We start from the raw sequence: 17,031 nt of genomic DNA, 5'->3' as shown, positions 1-17,031 counted from the left end.
GTCGGTTTCGTGCCAGCGAAGGGTAGTGCAAGCGCTCAGTCCCACTTCAGGGAGGACCGGTGTCGCCAGTACTCCCCCGGGTCTTCCGCCAGGTCGGCGAGCGCGGCTTCCTCGTCCGCGCCCAGGGAAAGAGTGGTGGCCCGCAGGTTCGCCGTCAGCTGCGCGCGGCTCGCCGGACCGATGACCGCGCGGTCCACCCACTCCTGCGCCAGCACCGCGGCCACGGCGACCGCGTCCGGCCCGGCGTCGTGCGCCGCCGCGATGTCCCGCACCGCCGCCGGCGCCTCGACCGCGAGCCGGCCGTTGGCCAGGGTTTCCTTGACCAGCACGCGCTTCCCGGCCGCGTGGGCCACCGCCAGCGCCCGCCCGGCCGAGGACTCCAGGACGTTCCACGTCGACTGCACCGCGGAGAACACCGGGCGCCCGGCCACCTCGAGCGCGAACGCCCGCTCGATCGCGGCCGCCTGGTCCGGCCCGGACGTCGAGAACCCGACCGCGACACCATTGACCGACAGCTCCGCCAGCGCCTCGAGCAACGGCTCGTCGGTGAACAGTGGACTGTCCACAGTGAGCGAATGCACCTGGTAGAGACCGACCCGCTCCCCCAGCAGCGCAAGGGTTTCCGCCCACTGCGCGGCGAACCGGGCGCCCGAGTGCTCCTTCACCTCGTGCACCTCGGCGTCCAGCCGCCAGTCCCCGACGTAGGCGTAACCCCACTTGCTCGACACCTCGACGTCGGCGTGCCCGCGCTCGTCGAGCCAGCCGGCCAGGAACTCCTCCGAGCGCCCGTAGGACCGGGCGACGTCGACGTGCCGGACCCCCGCGGCGTACGCGTCGTCGAGCACCTCGAACGTCGCCGCGCGCATCGAAGCCACGTCGCGCACCGGCGGCAGCGCGCCGTCGCGGCCCAGGTTGATGTACGCGGGCCGGCCGAGCGCCGCCAGGCCGAGGGCGATGCGGTCCACGGGCCCGCTCACGCGGTCTGCTTGTGCCGGAGGATGGCCAGCCACTGCTCGGCGTTCTGGGCCTGGCGGTGGAGCTTCTCGAGACGGGCGGCGGGCGCCCGGACGTAACCCTTGCCGAAGACCGGCGCGATCTGGCGGAGGCTCGCGCCACCCTCGCGGGCCGCGAGCAGCGCCCAGTCGGAGGCGTCGGCACAGGCGGCGGACGCGCGTCGGAGCTCCCCCAGGATGTCGATGAGGTCCTGGGCACCCACCTCCCCCGCCTGGAAGGCGGCGGCGGTCGTCTCCAGCCAGGCCAGGACGTCGGCTTCGGTGATGGGCGCGCGGGGCCGCGGGGATTCTTCGGTCACAGCCCGGAAGTATAGGGCGTTATACGTCGATATACTCGGTGGCAGCATGACGACACGCGTGGAATCCGAGCCGGACGTCGAGCAGCTGCTCGACGTGTTCAAGGCGCTCGCGAACCCGGTGCGGCTCCAGGTGCTGGGGTGGCTGCGGGAGCCGGCGAAGCACTTCCCGGTCGAGCGGGCGATCGCCGATCCGGACGAGGTCGGCGTGTGCGTGAGCCACATCCAGGAGAAGCTGGGGCTCGCGCAGTCGACCGTGTCGGCGTACATGGCAGTGCTCCAGCGTGCCGGCCTGGTGCGCGCGACCCGCGTCGGCAAGTGGACGCACTACAAGCGCGACGAAGCCCGGATCGCCGAGGTCGTCGCCACGCTCGGCCGCTCTCTCTGAGCACTCCCCTCCCCCGCCGGCGATCCGGCCGGTTGACTCATATCGTAAATCTGCGATACTTCGATGCATGAGCACCGTCATGGGGATGCGGCTGGGCCGCTACGGGATCTGGACGTTCGACTTCGAGGACCAGCCGGCCGGCCTGATCCGGGATTCGGTCCAGGAACTGGAAGAACTCGGCTGGCCGGCGATCTGGATCCCGGAAAGCGAGCGACGGGAAGCCCTGACGCACGCCGGGTTCCTGCTGGCGGCCACCGAGCGCCTCGTCGTCGTCAACGGGATCGCGCAGATCTGGTCGCGCGAGCCCCAGTGGACCCACCACGGCGCCCGGCTGCTCGCCGAGGCCTACCCTGACCGCCACCTGCTGGGCCTCGGCTACGGCGGCGGCCGGCGCGACACCCGGCCACTGCGGGCGATGACCGGCTACCTCGACGCCCTCGACGCCTTCCCCGAATCCGGGACGCCGATCCGGCGCCTGCTCGCCGCGTACGGCCCGAAGATGCTCGAGCTGGCCCGCGACCGCTCGGCGGGAGCGCACACCTACCACGTGACCCCGGAGCACACGGCCCAGGCGCGCGAGATCCTCGGCGAAGGCCCGTTCCTCGGCGTCGAGCACGCCGTGCTCTTCGAAACCGACGCGACCAAGGCGCGGGAGATCGCCCGTGGCCACCTGCACACCTACCTGACCTCGAAGTACAACGTCGCGAAGTTCCGCTGCCTCGGCTACACCGAAGCGGACATCGACGGCGGCCGCGGCAGCGACCGGCTCGTCGACGACCTCGTGTTCTGGGGCGACCTCGACACCGTCACCGCGAAGCTGCGCGAGCACCTCGACGCCGGCGCCGACCACGTCGGAATCCAGGTCATCGGCACGAAGCCGGGCACCTCGGCCATGCCGCACTGGCGGCGCCTGACCGAGGCGCTGCTACCCGCCGACGTCCCCGCGTAGCCCGAACCGCGCGGTGCAGTGCCACACGCGCTTGAGCACCTGGGGGTCGTGCCGGCCGGCGCGGACGGCGTCGCCGATGACGCGGGCGTCGAGCCACCCGGCTTCGGCGATCTCGCACCCGGCCCGCACGACCTCCGCACCGCGGAAGTCCGCGTGCTCGGCCAGCGTCGTCACCGGGAGCCGGAAGCCGTGGTGCCAGGACACCGGGAGGGGCAGCGCCGCGGCCGCCGCCTCGATGTCGGTGCCGCGGAAGGCCGGGTCCAGCACCAGGGCTTCGACGTCGGTGGCGAGCCGGAGCGGGCCGTGGACGTGGGCCTCGATGTGGTCGTCGAGCTCGTCCACCGCGTCCGCCTCGGCCAGCGGCAGCAACGGGAAGTGCTCGGCGGTGCCGAAGTCGTCGGGTTCGGCGAAGCTGTCCGGGTAGCAGAACGTGGTCCGCGCCAGCACTTCCCGCTTCAGCCTGAAGTGCGACGAGCCGAACCGGACGGACGCCCCCGCCGGCCGCCGGCGGTAGTTCAGCGCGCCGTACTTGGGGCGGGCCGAGGGCGGCAGGTCGTCGTAGACGCCGCCGAACATGCGGTGCTCCCAGCGCCAGCGGTCGCCGCCGGCGTGGGCGGTCAGCCCGCCGTTGCCGGTGCCGGTCTCGAACTGCGAGCGGTAGACGCCGTCGGCGCCGAGGTGGCGCAGCAGCGGCACGTCCCCCACCAGCCGGTCCGGGTGGAAGTGCACCGTGACGGCCAGGTCCTCCGGCAGCGGCGGCCCGGCCACGCGGTTCGCGACGTGTGCGAGCGCGCGCCGCCACGGCTCTTCCGTCCCCCACGCCATGGCGACAGCCTACCCCGGCGCGTATAGGTCGTTATACGAAACGAAACGAGACGTCCGAAAACCGCTGGCCCGGCGGCAGGTCCGCCCGCTTGACTGCGGGCATGCGGTTCGGAGCAGCGGGTTTCGGCGTCACGGTGCGGTTCGCGCTGCTGGCGGTCGTCTGGGGTGCGAGTTTCCTGTTCATCAAGGTGGGTCTCGGCGGGCTCTCCCCCGCTCAGATCGCGCTCGCCCGCGTCGCGCTCGGCGCGCTCGCGCTGGCGGTCGTGCTGGCGGCGCGCCGGCGCCCGCTCCCCCGCGATCCCGTGCTGTGGGGCCATCTCGCGGTGGTTTCGGTGTTGCTCTGCGTGGTGCCGTTCCTGTTGTTCTCGTGGGCGGAACAGTACATTTCGTCCGGTTTGGCCAGTATTTTCAACGCGACCACGCCGCTCATCACGATGCTGCTGGCCGCCGCGGCCCTGCCCGAGGAGCGATTCACACCGCCGCGGGTGACGGGCCTGCTGCTCGGCTTCCTCGGCGTGCTCACGATCGTCGGGGTGTGGCAGGGAGTGGACGTCTCGCACCAGCTGACCGCCCAGCTCGCCTGTTTGGGCGCCACCACGTGTTACGGCGCGTGTTTCGTCTACATGCGCCGGTTCGTCTCACCCCGCGGGACGGACCCGGTCGTCGTCGCGTTCGGGCAGACCGCGTCGGCCACGGTGATCCTGGGTGTGCTGGCGCCGGCGATCGCGACGACGCCCGTCCACTTGAGCCTGCCGGTGGTGGCGAGCGCGGTCGCGCTCGGTGTCTTCGGCACGGGCCTCGCCTACGTCTGGAACACGCGGATCATCGCGACCTGGGGTGCAGCGAACGCCTCGGCGGTGACCTACCTCACACCGGTGGTCGGCGTGCTGCTGGGCGTGCTGGTGCTGGGCGAGCCGGTCAGCTGGCACCAGCCGGTTGGTGCGGTGCTGGTGGTGCTGGGCATCCTCGCCGCCCACGGCCGGCTGCGCCGGACGCCGAAAGCGCTGCCCGAAGCCGAGCTGGTGCGGGAGTAGACACGCCGATGGGGCGGCCGCCGAAGCGACCGCCCCATCGAGCGTTCGGAACTACAGGTACTGACCGGTGTTCGTGGCGGTGTCGATCGCCCGCCCCGAGTCCTGGTTCTTGCCGGTGACGAGCGTGCGGATGTAGACGATCCGCTCGCCCTTCTTGCCGGAGATCCGGGCCCAGTCGTCCGGGTTGGTGGTGTTGGGCAGGTCCTCGTTCTCCGCGAACTCGTCGACGATCGCGTCGAGCAGGTGCTGCACGCGGAGACCCGGCTGCTTGGTCTCCAGCACCGACTTGATCGCCGATTTCTTCGCCCGGTCCACGATGTTCTGGATCATCGCGCCCGAGTTGAAGTCGCGGAAGTACAGGACTTCCTTGTCCCCGTTGGCGTAGGTCACCTCGAGGAACCGGTTCTCGTCGCTCTCCTCGTACATCCGCTCGACGGTGTGCTGGATCATCGCGTCGAACGTCGCCTTGGTGTCGCCACCGAACTCGGCGAGGTCGTCGGCGTGGATCGGCAGGCCTTCGGCCAGGTACTTGGAGAAGATGTCCTTCGCGCCCTCGGCGTCCGGCCGCTCGATCTTGATCTTGACGTCCAGGCGGCCGGGCCGCAGGATCGCCGGGTCGATCATGTCTTCACGGTTGGAAGCGCCGATGACGATGACGTTCTCCAGGCCCTCGACACCGTCGATCTCCGAGAGCAGCTGCGGCACGATCGTGGTCTCCACGTCGGACGACACGCCCGACCCACGGGTCCGGAAGATCGAGTCCATCTCGTCGAAGAACACGATCACCGGGGTGCCCTCGGAGGCCTTCTCCCGCGCCCGCTGGAAGATCAGGCGGATGTGCCGCTCGGTCTCCCCGACGAACTTGTTGAGCAGCTCGGGGCCCTTGATGTTCAGGAAGTAGGACTTCCCGTCCGCCGCGTCGCCGCGGGCCTCGGCCACCTTCTTGGCCAGCGAGTTCGCCACCGCCTTGGCGATGAGCGTCTTGCCGCAGCCCGGCGGGCCGTAGAGCAGGACGCCCTTGGGCGGTCGCAGCTGGTACTCCTGGTAGAGATCGGCGTGCAGGAACGGCAGTTCCACCGCGTCCCGGATCTGTTCGATCTGCCGGGTGAGGCCGCCGATGTCCTCGTAGCGGACGTCCGGCACCTCCTCCAGCACCAGGTCCTCGACCTCCGCCTTCGGCACGCGCTCGTACGCGTAGCCGGCCTTGGAGTCGACCAGGAGCGAGTCGCCGGGCTTCAGCGGCTGCTCCGCCAGCAGGTCGGAGAGCAGGACCACCCGCTCTTCGTCCGCGTGCCCGACCACCAGCGCCCGCGGGCTCGCGCCCTCGGAGTCCGGCGCGAGCACCTCGCGCAAGGCGCACACCTCACCGGTGCGTTCGAAACCGCCGCCCTCGACCACGGTGAGCGCCTCGTTGAGCCGCAGCGCCTGTCCGCGCCGCAACGACGAGAGCTCGACCGCGGGCGAAACCGACACCCGCATCTTCCGGCCCGCCGTGTACACGTCCACGGTGTTGTCCTCGTAGGCCTCCACGAAGACGCCGTAGCCGGACGGCGGCTGGGCCAGCCGGTCGACCTCCTCACGCAGCGCGAGGAGCTGTCCTCGGGCCTCACGCAGGGTTTCGACCAGTTTGGTGTTGCGCTCGGTGAGCTGACTCACCCTTTCCGAGGCCTCGGCGAGTCGCTGTTCGAGAACTCGGTTCTGCCGTGGCGAGTCGGTCAGTTTGCGGCGCAGCAGCGCCACTTCCTCCTCGAGAAAACGGATCTGCCGAGCCTGCTCGTCCGCCGTCGTCCCAGCTCCGGATGTTGCTGAAGGGTCGGCCTCCTCGCGCCGACCTCCGGGAAGGTCATGATGCATCGGGCACCTCCTCGGAGTGCTTTTCATTCCACGGTACCGGCGATCACCGACAAGAAAAGGCCTTTCCGGATCACAAGATCGGCGCGTCGCGGTTTCCTCGCCTGGTCCAGCACGGACATTCCCGCAGCGCAAGCGGCCATTTCGGTACCTTGGCACGGGCGCGTCGCGAGGTCGGCCGGGCTGGGACGAACCAAGCACGTCGGGAGTACCCCCGGCGCCGGCCCGCCAACCCTGCCCGCGCATGACGATTCGGGCGAGTTCCGCCCTAACCGCGCGGTGGAGCGGCCCGATGGCTAGCATCGGGCCGACGTCGGCCGCTGGATGGCCGGGGTCCGAAGCCGAAGGAACGCGAGGGGGCGCCACCGATGACCTACCCGCCGCAGCAACCGGGCGGCTACGGCCGGCAGCCCGGGGGCTACGGGCAGCAGCCCGACCCGTACGGTCAGCAGCCCGGCGGCTACCCCCAGAGCGGTCCGCAGCCCCAGCCGGGCTACGGCGGCACCCAGCAGTTCGGCCAGCCCGGCCCGTACGGGCAGCCGCAGCAGGGCGGTTACCCGCCTCAGCCGGGCGCTCAGCCCCCGCAGGGCCACCCCCAGTACGGACAGCAGGACCAGTGGGGGCAGCAGCAGGGCTTCGGCGGCTACGACCCCTACGGTGGCGGCGGCTTCGGCGACGCGCCCCCGCCCAAGAAGAAGAAAACCGGGCTCATCGTCGGCATCGCGGTCGGCGCGGTGATCGTCGTCGGTGGCGGGGTGACCGCGCTGGTCCTGGCCAACAGCGGTGACGACACCCCGGCCGCGGCCCCGCCCGCGAGCAGCTCTTCGGCGCCCACGTCCGCGCCGAAGAGCAAGACCACCTCGCCGAGCAAGCCCTCGACGAAGACCACGAAGCCCGCGAGCGGCCCGGCCCCCGGCGGCAAGCCGTCGTCGCAGGAGCTGTTCGACTCGGTCGTCGACGCCTACAACGGCAAGAACGCCAAGGACCTCGACGCGGCCATCTGCCGCAGCGTCCACAAGGACGACTCGGTCGGCGAGGTCACCGGCGAGATCTCGCTCAAGCTGGACGGCGCGCCGCAGGACTCCGGCACCTCGTCGACCGTGCACTGGACCAACAGCGTGAACGGCCAGACGGCGAAGGGGGTCTTCACCGGCAAGAACGAAGCCGGGTTGTGGTGCCTCTTGGCGGTCAAGAAGGACCCGAAGTGACCGTCCGGCGGTGAAGCGCGCGCTCGTCGCCGGGCTGGTGCTGCTCGGCGTGGCAGGCCTGGGGGTCGTGCTGGGCCTGCTGCTCGTCGCGCCGTCCGGCGCCCCGCCGGCGCCGTCGAGCCCACCCCCGGCCACCCGCGCCTCGACGTCGACAGCGCCCGACGCGGTGGACACGGCGGCGGTGAACGTCCTGGCCAGGGCGATCGTCGACGCGATCACGGCCCACGACTCGGCGGCGTTCGGCAAGCTGACCTGCCGCCCACAGAGCGCGGAGGCACTGGCGGGGCTGCAACGCACATGGGACGCGGCGGGCCCGGTCACGGTGAAGCTGACGGCCCCCGTGGAGCTGCGCGGCGAGTCGGCGACCGCGAAGGTCCACGTCGAAGCCGCCGGCGGCACCAAGGACACGCCGTTCCCGCTGCACAAGGAGAACGGGCGCTGGTGCGTGCCGGGCTAGCTCAGCCCTTGCCCTTGGCGGGCCGGCGCGACACGCGCGGGGACACCGTGCCGTCCGCGAGCCGCCGGGCGGTGAGCAGGAACGCCGTGTGCGCGACCATCCGGTGGTCCGGGCGCACCGCGAGGCCCACCACGTGCCACGGCCGCATCAGCGTTTCCCACGATTCGGGCTCGGTCCAGCACTGCTGCTCGCGCAGGGACTCCGTGACGCGCGAAAGCTGCGTGACCGTCGCGACGTAGACGGTCAGCACGCCACCCGGGACGAGGTGGGCCGCGACGTTCGGCAGCTGGTCCCACGGCGCCAGCATGTCCAGCACCACCCGGTCGACCTCGCCCTCGTGCGTGGCCAGGTCGGCCACGGTGAGCGACCAGTTCGCCGGCTTCTCGCCGAAGAACTTCACGACGTTGTGCTCGGCGTGCACGGCGTGGTCTTCGCGGATCTCGTAGGAGCTCACGTGCCCTTCCGAGCCGACCGCGCGCAGCAGCGAGCACGTCAACGCGCCCGAACCCGCACCCGCCTCGAGCACCCGCGCGCCCGGGAAGATGTCGCCCCACATGACGATCTGGGCCGCGTCCTTCGGGTAGATGACCTGCGCGCCGCGCGGCATCGACAGCACGTAGTCCGGCAGCAGCGGGCGCAACGCCAGGTACGTCGAGCCGCCCGCCGACATGACCACCGAGCCCTCGGGACGGCCGATCAGGTCGTCGTGGGCGAGCGCGCCGCGGTGGGTGTGGTACTCACCGCCGTCGGCCAGCGTCAGGGTGTAGTGGCGCCCCTTCGAGTCGGTCAACTGCACCCGATCACCCGCGCGAAACGGTCCGCTGACCGACAACACTTCCTCCTGTACCCCGAATGGCCGACGACAGATCTTCGCAGGCCGCCCGGGCCGTGACGTCAGCGGGTGCGGCGGTTCAGCGCGGCCCGCAGGTCGTCCCGGCGCAGCACGCCCGCCGGCCGGCCCTCGTCGTCGACCACGAGGAACTGCCACGCCGGGGTCTCGCGGACCCGCTCGACGATCTCCTCCCCCGGCTCCGAGGCCAGCAGCACGGTCTCGGCCCGGATCGGCTCCGCGGCCAGCTCCGCCGGCGCGTGCGGCGACGAGCCCGCGAGCCGCTCCGCGGCGCCGATGTCCAGCAGCCCGGCGGCGACGCCGTCGGCCCGGACGAGCACCACGCCCCGCCCGGCCGACGCGGCCAGCGCGTCCGACACCGGGCTTTCGGCGGGCAGCTGCAGCACCGGCCGGACCAGCTCGGCCAGCACCAGACCTTCGGGCCAGCCGCGGCGCCGCTCGGCGGCCAGCTCCGAGCGCGCGCCCAGGATGACGAACCAGGCCGTCACGACGCAGACACCCAGCCGCAGCCAGCGGTCCGGGCTGCCGGTCGCCAGGCCCCACAGCGCCCACACGAGCAGCCCGGCGGCCACGACCCCGCCGCCGGCGACCGCCGCGCGGGTGCCCTTCGAGCGGATGCCGGTGGCCGCCCAGACCCCGGCGCGGACCAGCCGCCCGCCGTCCAGGGGCAGGCCGGGCAGGAGGTTGAAGACGCCGACGGCGAGGTTCGCGACCGCGCACTCGGCGATGAGCATCCAGACCGCGCCGTCCGGCGGCACGGCGAACATCAGCAGGCCGCAGAAGCCGCCGAGCAGCAGCGACACCGCCGGCCCGGCCGCCGCGACGAGCCCCTCGTGGCCGGGCCGCTTCGGCGTCCGGGCCACTTCGGACAGGCCGCCGAGCAGGAACAGCCGCAGCCGCCGCACCGGGATGCCGAGCCGGAGCGCGGCAATGCAGTGCCCGAGCTCGTGCAGGAGCACCGACAGGCCCAGCAGCAGCGCGAACGCGGCGGCGAGCAGCCACGACGTCAGGGTGGAGGCGTCCGGCAGCAGCCGCCCGACGAGCGGCGCGTACAGCACGACGACGATCAGCGACCCGATCCACCAGGACGGCGCCAGCAGCACGGGCACCCCGGCCACCCGGAACAGCACGAGCCCGCCGTCCGACAGGACGGCCTGCCGGGAGCCCCCGGTGCCCTGCTCACTGGTCGCGGCCATGCGAAGAGCCTAGAGGCCCCGGTGTGGGTACCGGGTGATCCGGCCCGGGTGGTGTCGCCCACGCACCCGGACGGACGACTCGCGTACCCGCAGAGTCGGCTCGCGTACCTGGAGCGTCGGCTCGCATACGTGGAAGGTCGGCTCGCGTACCTGCAGGGTCGGCTCGCGAACCGACCCTCCAGGTACGCCGACCGACTGTCCGGGCACGTGAACCGACCCTCCGGGTACGCGAGTTGTCCGGACCTGTCGGGCCGGCGGGCGTTGCGGTCGACGGAACTGTCGTACCCCGGCGTTACGCTCTGCCCATGCCCGACGCCGACACCGTCACCACGGATCCGCCCGCAGCCACCGCCGTCGCCACCGAGGTGCGGCGGCGGCCCGCGCTGTCGCCGTCGAGGGCCAGCGACTTCAAGCAGTGCCCGCTGCTCTACCGGTTCCGCGCGGTCGACCGGCTGCCGGAGGTCCCGACCAAGGCCCAGCTGCGCGGCACGCTCGTGCACTCGGTGCTGGAGCGGCTGTTCGCGCTGCCGGCCGCCGAGCGCGTCCCCGCGCAGGCGCGGGAGCTGCTCGGCCCGGCGTGGACGGACCTCTCCGCGGACCGTCCGGAGTGGACCGAGCTGTTCGACGGCGAGAAGCCCGAGGAGCACGCGGACTGGTTGCGCTCGGCCGAAAAGCTCCTCGACGCCTACTTCGACCTCGAAGACCCGCGCCGGCTCGAACCCGAGGCGTGCGAGCTGCACGTCGAGATCGAGCTCGGCTCGGGTGTGCTGCTGCGCGGCTACATCGACCGCCTCGACGTCGCGCCGACCGGCGAGATCCGGGTCGTCGACTACAAGACCGGCGCCGCGCCGCGTGAGATCGGCGAGGCCAAGGCGATGTTCCAGATGAAGTTCTACGCCGTGGTCCTGTGGCGGCTGCGCGGGATCGTGCCGCGCCAGCTCAAGCTCATGTACCTGACCGATGGCCAGTCCCTCGCCTACACCCCCGACGAAGCCGAGCTGCTGCGCTTCGAGCGCACGCTGGAAGCCATCTGGCAGGCCATCCTCAAGGCGGGCAGGACCGGCGACTTCCGCGCCAACAAGAGCAAGCTGTGCAACTGGTGCGACCACCAGGCGCACTGCCCCGAGTACGGCGGCACCCCGCCGGCGTACCCCGGCTGGCCGGAGCCCGACGCGGGCGACGAGACGCCGCTGGACCGGGCCGACTGATGGCCGACGCGTTCTACGTCCCGCTCGGCGGCGACCGCTACTCCGCGACCGCGCACACGGCCGGCCCGTGGTCTTCGGACTCCCAGCACTTCGGGCCGCCGTCGGCGTTGCTGGTGCGTGCCCTCGAAAACGTCGAACCCGCGCACCCGGCCGAGCTGGCCCGCGTGACGATCGAGATCCTCGGCCCGGCGCCGGTCGCCGAGCTCACCGTGCGGGCCCGGGTCGAGCGGCCCGGCCGGTCGGTCGAGCTGCTGCAGGCCGAGCTGGCCGACGCGCACCGGGTCGTGGCGCGGGCGTCGGCCTGGCGCTTGGCGACGGCCGACACGGCCGAGGCCGCCACGGACGCCGGACCGCTCCTGCCGGCGCCGGACACCGTGACCGAGTCGCCGTGGCCGGAGGGCTGGCAGGCCGGCTACCTCGACGCCGTGGAGTGGCGCGCGGTGCGCGGCGGCATGGACATGCCGGGCCCGGCGGCGGTCTGGGCGCGTCAGCGCGTCCCGCTGGTCGACGGCGAGGAGCCGAGCGGGCTGCAGCGGCTGTTCACGATCGCCGACTCGGGCAACGGCGTGTCGAACTTCCTCGACCCGCGCAGGTGGTGGTTCATCAACTCCGAGCTGACCGTGCACCTGCGGCGGGTGCCCGAAGGCGAGTGGATCGGCCTCGACGCGGTCACGCTGGTCGGGCAGCACGGCATCGGCACGGCGACGAGCATCCTGCACGACGCCGGCGGCCCGGTCGCCACCGGCGCGCAGGCTCTCCTGGTGCGCCCGCGACAGGCCGGGGGCGGATAGCCACCCACAACGGGCCCGCATCCAATAACCTTCGCGGAACGACCGACTTGAGGAGCGCTCCGGCATGCAGATCACCTCGGTGGTCAACCAGAAAGGCGGGGTCGGCAAGACCTCACTGAGCGTCGGCACCGCGGCCGCACTGGCAGAGCGGGGCCGGCGGGTGCTGCTCGTCGACCTCGACCCGCAGGGCCACGCGACGACCGAGATGCTCGGCCTGTCCGAGGTCCGCGGAGACGCGCCCACGCTGGCGAAAGCCCTGGCCAAGACGTGGAAGGGGCCGATCGAAGAGCTCGTCGTGCCGCACCCGCGCAGCAACCTGGGCAAGGGCGGCGCGCTCGACGTCGTGCCGACGTCGCCGGGGATGTTCGACCTGATCCGGCGGCTCGACTCGTTCCGGGTGCCGGGCTGGCAGCTGGCGCGGGTCATCCAGTTCGCCAACTACGACCACTGCATCATCGACTGCCCGCCGGCGCTGGACGTGCTGACGAACAACGCGCTGGCGGCGTCGCACGGCATCCTGGTGCCGGTCCAGCCGGACAAGACGAGCATCCGCGCGCTGCGGCTGCTGGCCGACCAGGTCCGGTACGTGGAGCAGACCGTCGGGCGGCAGCCGCTGTCGTGGTTCGGGCTCGTCCCGAGCCTGTACCGGCGGCCGATCTCGCACTACGCGGCCGCGGCGCTGCAGGAGATGTACGAGTTCGGCATCCCGATGCTCTCGCACCTGCCTCTCGGCGTGGTGATGAACGAGGCGGCGGCCAACGGCGTCCCGGTGACGACGTACGCGCCGGAGACCTTGCAGGCGCTGTCGTTCCGCGAGATCGCGGGCACCCTCGACAGCTACCTGGAGCAGAACCAGGCGCCCGCGGTGATCCCGGCCGACGAGGAGTTCGTCTTCGAGGACTTCATCTCGGAGGTCGCGGTCGCCCGCAACACCAACGACAACGGCGTCCGCAAGGGCCTCTACGACCTGCTGCCCAAGAAACCCAACCGTCCCCGCTCGTGAGTGTTTAGGGCGGTTCTAACCGCCCTAAACACTCACGAGGTCAGAGGCGGCAGGAACGGATGTCCGAGGCCAGGATCGCCTTGGCGCCGACCTCGGCCAGCTCGTCCATGACCAGGTTGACCTTCTTGCGCGACACCATCGCCCGCACGGCCACCCAGTCTTCGTCGGCCAGCGGCGCGACCGTCGGCGACTCCAGGCCCGGCGTGATCGCGATCGCGCGCTCGACGAGCGTGCGCGGGCAGTCGTAGTCCAGCATCAGGTACTGCTGCGCGAACACCACCCCGCGCAGGCGCGCGGCCAGCTGGGACTTCGCCCGGCTCTCGTCCGTGCCGCGACGCTGCAACAGCACCGCTTCCGACACGCAGATCGGGTCGCCGAACGCGACGAGGTTGTTCTGCCGCAACGACCGGCCGGACTCCACCACGTCCGCGATCGCGTCCGCCACCCCCAGCTGGATCGAGATCTCGACCGCGCCGTCGAGCCGGATGACCTCGGCCTCGACGCCGTGACGAGCGAGGTCCTCGCGCACGAGCCGCGGGTACGACGTCGCCAGGCGCTTGCCGTGCAGGTCGGCCGGCTTCCACTCGCGACCGGCCGGGGCGGCGTAGCGGAAGGTCGAGCCGCCGAAGCCGAGCGCCTGGATCTCCTCGACCGGCGCGCCGGAGTCGAGCGCGAGGTCGCGGCCGGTGATCCCGAGGTCGAGGTCACCGGAGCCGACGTAGATCGCGATGTCCTTGGGCCGCAGGAAGAAGAACTCGACCTCGTTGACGGTGTCGAGCACCGTCAGGTCGCGCTGCTCATGCCGCTTGCGGTAGCCCGCCTCGCCGAGCATCTCCGTCGCCGCGGCGGCGAGGGCTCCCTTGTTCGGCACGGCAACACGCAGCATTTCGCTTTTCTCCTCGTTCGTCACAAGACGTTCTCCGCGCGACCCGTCACAGGTAGCGGTAGACGTCCTCGGTCGACAGGCCACGGCCGAGCATCAGCACCTGCACCCGGTACAGGAGCTGGGAGATCTCCTCGGCGAGGCGGTCGTCGGACTCGTGTTCGGCGGCGATCCACACCTCGCCGGCTTCCTCGAGCACCTTCTTGCCCTGGGCGTGCACCCCGGCGTCGAGGGCGACGACGGTGCCGGACCCGTCGGGACGGGTACGCGCGCGCTCGGCAAGCTCCGCGAACAGCTCATCGAAGGTCTTCACGGTCTGCAGATCCTTCCACCCCGGCCCCGGCCACGCCGCCCCGGCCCGCCGCGGATGCCGTGGATCTCACACCGAAGTGGACGGTGCCTCCCGAGGACTGGGACGACGTTCGAAGCCGAGCAGGTACTCCTTCCGTTCCAGCCCGCCGCCGTAGCCGGTCAGCGAGCCGGTCGAACCGATCACGCGGTGGCACGGCACGATGATCGAAACCGGGTTCTTGCCGTTGGCCAGGCCGACCGCTCGCGCGGCCGACGGCTTGCCGAGCAGCTGCGCCAGCTCGCCGTAGGTCGCCGTCTCGCCGTACGGGATCTCGAGCAGCGCCGCCCAGACCGAGCGCTGGAACGGCGTCCCGCCGAAGGCCAGCGGCAGGTCGAACTCGCGCCGCTCGCCGGCGAAGTACTCCGCCAGCTGGGTCTCGGTCCGGGCGAAGACCTCGGCCGAACCGGCAGAGCCGAACGTCGCCTCGGCCGGGCGGTGGCGCTGCTGGTGCATGTAGAGCCCGCAGAGGGCGTCGTCCTCGGCGACCAGCGTGAGCGGGCCGCAGGGGCTGTCGACGACGGTGTGGGAACGCATGGGACCTCCTAGGCGGCGGGCATCCGGTTGATCGCGTGGTCACCGGTGGCCCACAGGTGCTGGGTGGCGTAGGCGCGCCAGGGGCGCCACGCGGCGGACCGGGCGACGACGGCGGCCTGGCCGCCGAGCCCGAGGGTTTCGGCGGCGTACTTGATGCCGAGGTCGGTGGGCAGGAACGCGTCCGGGTCGCCGAGTGCGCGCATCGCGATGCTCTCGACTGTCCACGGCCCGAAGCCGGGCAGCGCGGTCAGCTCGGCCCGCGTCCCGGCCCAGTCACTGCCCGCGCCGAGGTCGAGGCCGCCGGTCAACGCCGAGACCAGCGCGAGCAGCGTCCGGCGGCGGCTGCGCGGCATCGCGAGGGTCTCGGGGTCGAGCGAAGCCAGCGCCTCGGCCGAGGGGAACAGGTGGGTGAGACCGCCCTCGGGGTCTTCGATCGGTTCGCCGTGCGCGACGACCAGCCGGGCCGCGTGGGTCCGGGCCGCCGCCGTCGAGACCTGCTGGCCGAGCACCGCGCGGACGGCGAACTCGGCGCCGTCGACCGTGCGCGGCACCCGGCGGCCCGGTGCGGCCGCGACGAGCGGCGCCAGCAGCGGGTCGGTGCCGAGCTGGTCGTCGACGGCGACCGGGTCGGCGTCGAGGTCCAGCAGGCGGCGGCAGCGGCTGGTGGCGGCCGGCAGGTCCCGCAGGTCGGTCAGGGTGAGCCGGCAGGCGATGTGTCCGTCTTCGGGCCGGAGCGCGACGACGCCGTGGCCGTGCGGCAGCCGCAGCGTGCGGCGGTACGCGCCGTCGCGCCACTCCTCCACCCCCGGCACGCCGGTGGCCACGAGGTGGCCGAAGAGGTTGTCCGGGCACAGCGGCTTCCGGTAGGGCAGCCGCAGGACGATCGCGCCGGCCGTGCCCGAAGGCTTGCCCTTCGCGCGCTGCCGCAGCTCGGTCGGCGAGAGCGCGAACACCTCGCGGACGGTGTCGTTGAACGTCCGGATGCTGCCGAACCCGGCGGCCAGCGCCAGTTCGGTCATCGGCAGCGTGGTCGTCTCGATCAGCGTCCGCGCGGTCTGCGCGCGCTGGGCCCGCGCCAGCGCCAGCGGACCGGCGCCGAGCTCGGCGAACACCTGCCGCTGGACCTGGCGGACGCTGTAGCCGAGCCGGTCGGCGAGGCCGCTGACGCCTTCGGTGTCGACGACGCCGTCGGCGATCAGCCGCATCGCCCGCGCGACGAGGTCGGCGCGCTCGTTCCACAGCGGCGAACCCGGGCTGGCGTCGGGACGGCACCGCTTGCACGCCCGGAACCCGGCCTGCTGCGCGGCGGCCGCACTCGGGTAGAAGCTCATGTTCTTCGGCTTCGGCGGGACGACCGGGCAGCTGGGCCGGCAGTAGATCTTCGTGGTCAGGACGGCGGTGTAGAACCACCCGTCGAAGCGGGCGTCCTTCGCCTGCACGGCCCGCACGCACTGTTCGAAATCTTCGTGCACGTGGTCCAGCATCGCCGAGTGCGCCGACGACGGCTAGCGGAAATGCGACATGGGCGTGTCAGCCCAGCAGGGCCGCCAGCGCCGCCACGTCGATGCCCACCAAGGTGTCGCGGAAGACCCGCCGCTCCCCCGGCTCGACCGGGACGTCGTTGGGGATGACCAGCACCGTGCAGCCCGCCGCGACGGCCGAGGCCGTGCCCGGCGGCGAGTCTTCGACCGCCACGCACCGCGCCGGATCGACGCCGAGCAGCTCCGCGCCCTTGAGGTACGGCCGCGGGTGCGGCTTGTTGAGGCCCTCGACCTCGTCACCGCACACGGTGACGTCGAAGAACTCCCGGCCGATGGTGTTCAGCGCCAGCTCGGTCAGGTCCCGCTCGGTCGAGGTGACCAGCGCCGAGCGCACGCCGGCCGCGCGGACCGCCGCCAGTGCTTCGCGAGCGCCCGGGCGCCACGGCAGCTCGTCGTCGAACAGGCCGGCCGTGCGGCGGCGGATCTCCTCGCCGGTCGAGGCGACCGACTCCGGGGTGACCGAACGGCCGACGACTTCGAGCAGGTACGCCGACGTGTCGTCCATGTTGGACCCGACGAGGGTCATCCGCTGCTCTTCGGAAAGCCGGCCGCCGAGCCATTCCGCCGTCTCGTAGAGGGCGATGTCCCACAGCTTCTCGGAATCGACGAGCGTGCCGTCCATGTCCCACAACACGGCGCCCAGTCCGTCCAC

19 protein-coding genes are annotated in these 17,031 nt (G+C 72.1%); 8 read left to right on the top strand and 11 right to left on the bottom strand.

Annotation, left to right across the window (positions count from 1 at the left end; genetic code table 11):
* Positions 1-35: 35 nt before the first annotated feature.
* Both M8542_RS05275 and M8542_RS05270 read right to left on the bottom strand, forming a co-directional pair.
* A complete protein-coding gene (locus M8542_RS05275) occupies positions 36-977 on the bottom strand; it encodes an aldo/keto reductase (protein ID WP_257918845.1) in 942 nt (313 codons plus the stop codon).
* Positions 974-1,312 (bottom strand): hypothetical protein, encoded by a 339-nt coding sequence (locus tag M8542_RS05270; protein WP_257918844.1) that lies wholly within the window; start codon positions 1,310-1,312, stop codon positions 974-976. Before M8542_RS05270 ends, M8542_RS05275 begins: the two co-directional genes overlap by 4 nt.
* Positions 1,313-1,358: 46 nt before the next feature.
* Between M8542_RS05270 and M8542_RS05265 the strand changes: the two genes are divergently transcribed.
* Complete coding sequence (locus tag M8542_RS05265) at positions 1,359-1,697, top strand: ArsR/SmtB family transcription factor (protein WP_257918843.1); 339 nt, start codon at positions 1,359-1,361, stop codon at positions 1,695-1,697.
* A gap of 67 nt (positions 1,698-1,764) precedes the next feature.
* A complete protein-coding gene (locus M8542_RS05260) occupies positions 1,765-2,646 on the top strand; it encodes a TIGR03620 family F420-dependent LLM class oxidoreductase (protein WP_257918842.1) in 882 nt (293 codons plus the stop codon).
* On the opposite strand, the gene M8542_RS05255 is transcribed toward M8542_RS05260, so the two are convergent.
* Positions 2,623-3,471: a DUF3626 domain-containing protein gene (locus tag M8542_RS05255; protein WP_257918841.1), complete on the bottom strand. Its 849-nt coding sequence runs from the start codon at positions 3,469-3,471 to the stop codon at positions 2,623-2,625. The two genes, M8542_RS05260 and M8542_RS05255, sit on opposite strands and share 24 nt — an antisense overlap.
* A 101-nt stretch (positions 3,472-3,572) precedes the next feature.
* On the opposite strand from M8542_RS05255, the gene M8542_RS05250 reads away from it, so the two are divergent.
* Positions 3,573-4,505: a DMT family transporter gene (locus M8542_RS05250; protein WP_257918840.1), complete on the top strand. Its 933-nt coding sequence runs from the start codon at positions 3,573-3,575 to the stop codon at positions 4,503-4,505.
* Between the two features lie 51 nt (positions 4,506-4,556).
* On the opposite strand, the gene arc is transcribed toward M8542_RS05250, so the two are convergent.
* The gene (gene arc, locus M8542_RS05245) at positions 4,557-6,359 is read right to left on the bottom strand and encodes a proteasome ATPase (protein ID WP_257918839.1); all 1,803 of its coding nucleotides are present in this window, start codon (positions 6,357-6,359) and stop codon (positions 4,557-4,559) included.
* A 365-nt stretch (positions 6,360-6,724) separates the two neighbouring features.
* Here arc and M8542_RS05240 point away from each other — a divergent pair, with 365 nt between their 5' ends.
* Both M8542_RS05240 and M8542_RS05235 read left to right on the top strand, forming a co-directional pair.
* The gene (locus tag M8542_RS05240) at positions 6,725-7,564 is read left to right on the top strand and encodes a hypothetical protein (RefSeq protein WP_257918838.1); all 840 of its coding nucleotides are present in this window, start codon (positions 6,725-6,727) and stop codon (positions 7,562-7,564) included.
* A gap of 10 nt (positions 7,565-7,574) precedes the next feature.
* Complete coding sequence (locus M8542_RS05235) at positions 7,575-8,021, top strand: hypothetical protein (RefSeq protein ID WP_257918837.1); 447 nt, start codon at positions 7,575-7,577, stop codon at positions 8,019-8,021.
* Between the two features lies 1 nt (position 8,022).
* Here M8542_RS05235 and M8542_RS05230 read toward each other — a convergent pair whose 3' ends face one another.
* Both M8542_RS05230 and M8542_RS05225 read right to left on the bottom strand, forming a co-directional pair.
* Positions 8,023-8,853 carry a tRNA (adenine-N1)-methyltransferase gene (locus M8542_RS05230; RefSeq protein ID WP_257918836.1) on the bottom strand — a complete coding sequence of 277 codons (831 nt, stop codon included), beginning with the start codon at positions 8,851-8,853 and terminating at the stop codon, positions 8,023-8,025.
* Between the two features lie 62 nt (positions 8,854-8,915).
* A complete protein-coding gene (locus M8542_RS05225; protein ID WP_257918835.1) occupies positions 8,916-10,067 on the bottom strand; it encodes a site-2 protease family protein in 1,152 nt (383 codons plus the stop codon).
* Between the two features lie 305 nt (positions 10,068-10,372).
* Between M8542_RS05225 and M8542_RS05220 the strand changes: the two genes are divergently transcribed.
* From M8542_RS05220 to M8542_RS05210, 3 genes are all read left to right on the top strand, one after another.
* The gene (locus M8542_RS05220) at positions 10,373-11,275 is read left to right on the top strand and encodes a RecB family exonuclease (RefSeq protein WP_257918834.1); all 903 of its coding nucleotides are present in this window, start codon (positions 10,373-10,375) and stop codon (positions 11,273-11,275) included.
* A complete protein-coding gene (locus tag M8542_RS05215; protein WP_257918833.1) occupies positions 11,275-12,066 on the top strand; it encodes a thioesterase family protein in 792 nt (263 codons plus the stop codon). Before M8542_RS05220 ends, M8542_RS05215 begins: the two co-directional genes overlap by 1 nt.
* A gap of 64 nt (positions 12,067-12,130) precedes the next feature.
* The gene (locus M8542_RS05210; protein WP_257918832.1) at positions 12,131-13,069 is read left to right on the top strand and encodes a ParA family protein; all 939 of its coding nucleotides are present in this window, start codon (positions 12,131-12,133) and stop codon (positions 13,067-13,069) included.
* Between the two features lie 40 nt (positions 13,070-13,109).
* Here the strand turns inward: M8542_RS05210 and hisG are convergent, their stop codons facing one another.
* The 5 genes from hisG to M8542_RS05185 form a co-directional block, all read right to left on the bottom strand.
* Positions 13,110-13,955, bottom strand: a complete 846-nt coding sequence (gene hisG, locus M8542_RS05205) for an ATP phosphoribosyltransferase (RefSeq protein WP_257918831.1) — start codon at positions 13,953-13,955, stop codon at positions 13,110-13,112.
* Positions 13,956-14,001: 46 nt separating this feature from the next.
* Positions 14,002-14,265, bottom strand: coding sequence for a phosphoribosyl-ATP diphosphatase (locus M8542_RS05200; protein ID WP_086681128.1), 264 nt, complete (start codon positions 14,263-14,265; stop codon positions 14,002-14,004).
* 66 nt (positions 14,266-14,331) lie between these two features.
* On the bottom strand, positions 14,332-14,838 hold the full coding sequence (locus M8542_RS05195; RefSeq protein WP_257918830.1) for a methylated-DNA--[protein]-cysteine S-methyltransferase: 507 nt from the start codon (positions 14,836-14,838) through the stop codon (positions 14,332-14,334).
* A gap of 8 nt (positions 14,839-14,846) precedes the next feature.
* Positions 14,847-16,310, bottom strand: a complete 1,464-nt coding sequence (locus tag M8542_RS05190; protein WP_257918829.1) for an AlkA N-terminal domain-containing protein — start codon at positions 16,308-16,310, stop codon at positions 14,847-14,849.
* Between the two features lie 58 nt (positions 16,311-16,368).
* Positions 16,369-17,001, bottom strand: coding sequence for an HAD family hydrolase (locus M8542_RS05185; RefSeq protein WP_372508493.1), 633 nt, complete (start codon positions 16,999-17,001; stop codon positions 16,369-16,371).
* Positions 17,002-17,031 lie beyond the last annotated feature (30 nt).

Origin of the sequence: Amycolatopsis iheyensis, assembly GCF_024703995.1 — a bacterium.
Taxonomy (GTDB): domain Bacteria; phylum Actinomycetota; class Actinomycetes; order Mycobacteriales; family Pseudonocardiaceae; genus Amycolatopsis; species Amycolatopsis iheyensis.
The sequence above is the reverse complement of the archived record's forward strand: the minus strand, read 5'-3'. Positions and strand labels throughout refer to the sequence as shown.

What these genes read in the sequence shown, in the direction of transcription:
- hisG (WP_257918831.1), bottom strand. Translation starts at nt 13,955, where the DNA reads ATGCTGCGTGTTGCCGTGCCGAACAAGGGAGCCCTCGCCGCCGCGGCG.
- M8542_RS05260 (WP_257918842.1), top strand. Translation starts at nt 1,765, where the DNA reads ATGAGCACCGTCATGGGGATGCGGCTGGGCCGCTACGGGATCTGGACG.
- M8542_RS05195 (WP_257918830.1), bottom strand. Translation starts at nt 14,838, where the DNA reads ATGCGTTCCCACACCGTCGTCGACAGCCCCTGCGGCCCGCTCACGCTG.
- M8542_RS05215 (WP_257918833.1), top strand. Translation starts at nt 11,275, where the DNA reads ATGGCCGACGCGTTCTACGTCCCGCTCGGCGGCGACCGCTACTCCGCG.
- M8542_RS05220 (WP_257918834.1), top strand. Translation starts at nt 10,373, where the DNA reads ATGCCCGACGCCGACACCGTCACCACGGATCCGCCCGCAGCCACCGCC.
- M8542_RS05185 (WP_372508493.1), bottom strand. Translation starts at nt 17,001, where the DNA reads ATGGACGGCACGCTCGTCGATTCCGAGAAGCTGTGGGACATCGCCCTC.
- M8542_RS05225 (WP_257918835.1), bottom strand. Translation starts at nt 10,067, where the DNA reads ATGGCCGCGACCAGTGAGCAGGGCACCGGGGGCTCCCGGCAGGCCGTC.
- arc (WP_257918839.1), bottom strand. Translation starts at nt 6,359, where the DNA reads ATGCATCATGACCTTCCCGGAGGTCGGCGCGAGGAGGCCGACCCTTCA.
- M8542_RS05240 (WP_257918838.1), top strand. Translation starts at nt 6,725, where the DNA reads ATGACCTACCCGCCGCAGCAACCGGGCGGCTACGGCCGGCAGCCCGGG.
- M8542_RS05210 (WP_257918832.1), top strand. Translation starts at nt 12,131, where the DNA reads ATGCAGATCACCTCGGTGGTCAACCAGAAAGGCGGGGTCGGCAAGACC.
- M8542_RS05255 (WP_257918841.1), bottom strand. Translation starts at nt 3,471, where the DNA reads ATGGCGTGGGGGACGGAAGAGCCGTGGCGGCGCGCGCTCGCACACGTC.
- M8542_RS05265 (WP_257918843.1), top strand. Translation starts at nt 1,359, where the DNA reads ATGACGACACGCGTGGAATCCGAGCCGGACGTCGAGCAGCTGCTCGAC.
- M8542_RS05250 (WP_257918840.1), top strand. Translation starts at nt 3,573, where the DNA reads ATGCGGTTCGGAGCAGCGGGTTTCGGCGTCACGGTGCGGTTCGCGCTG.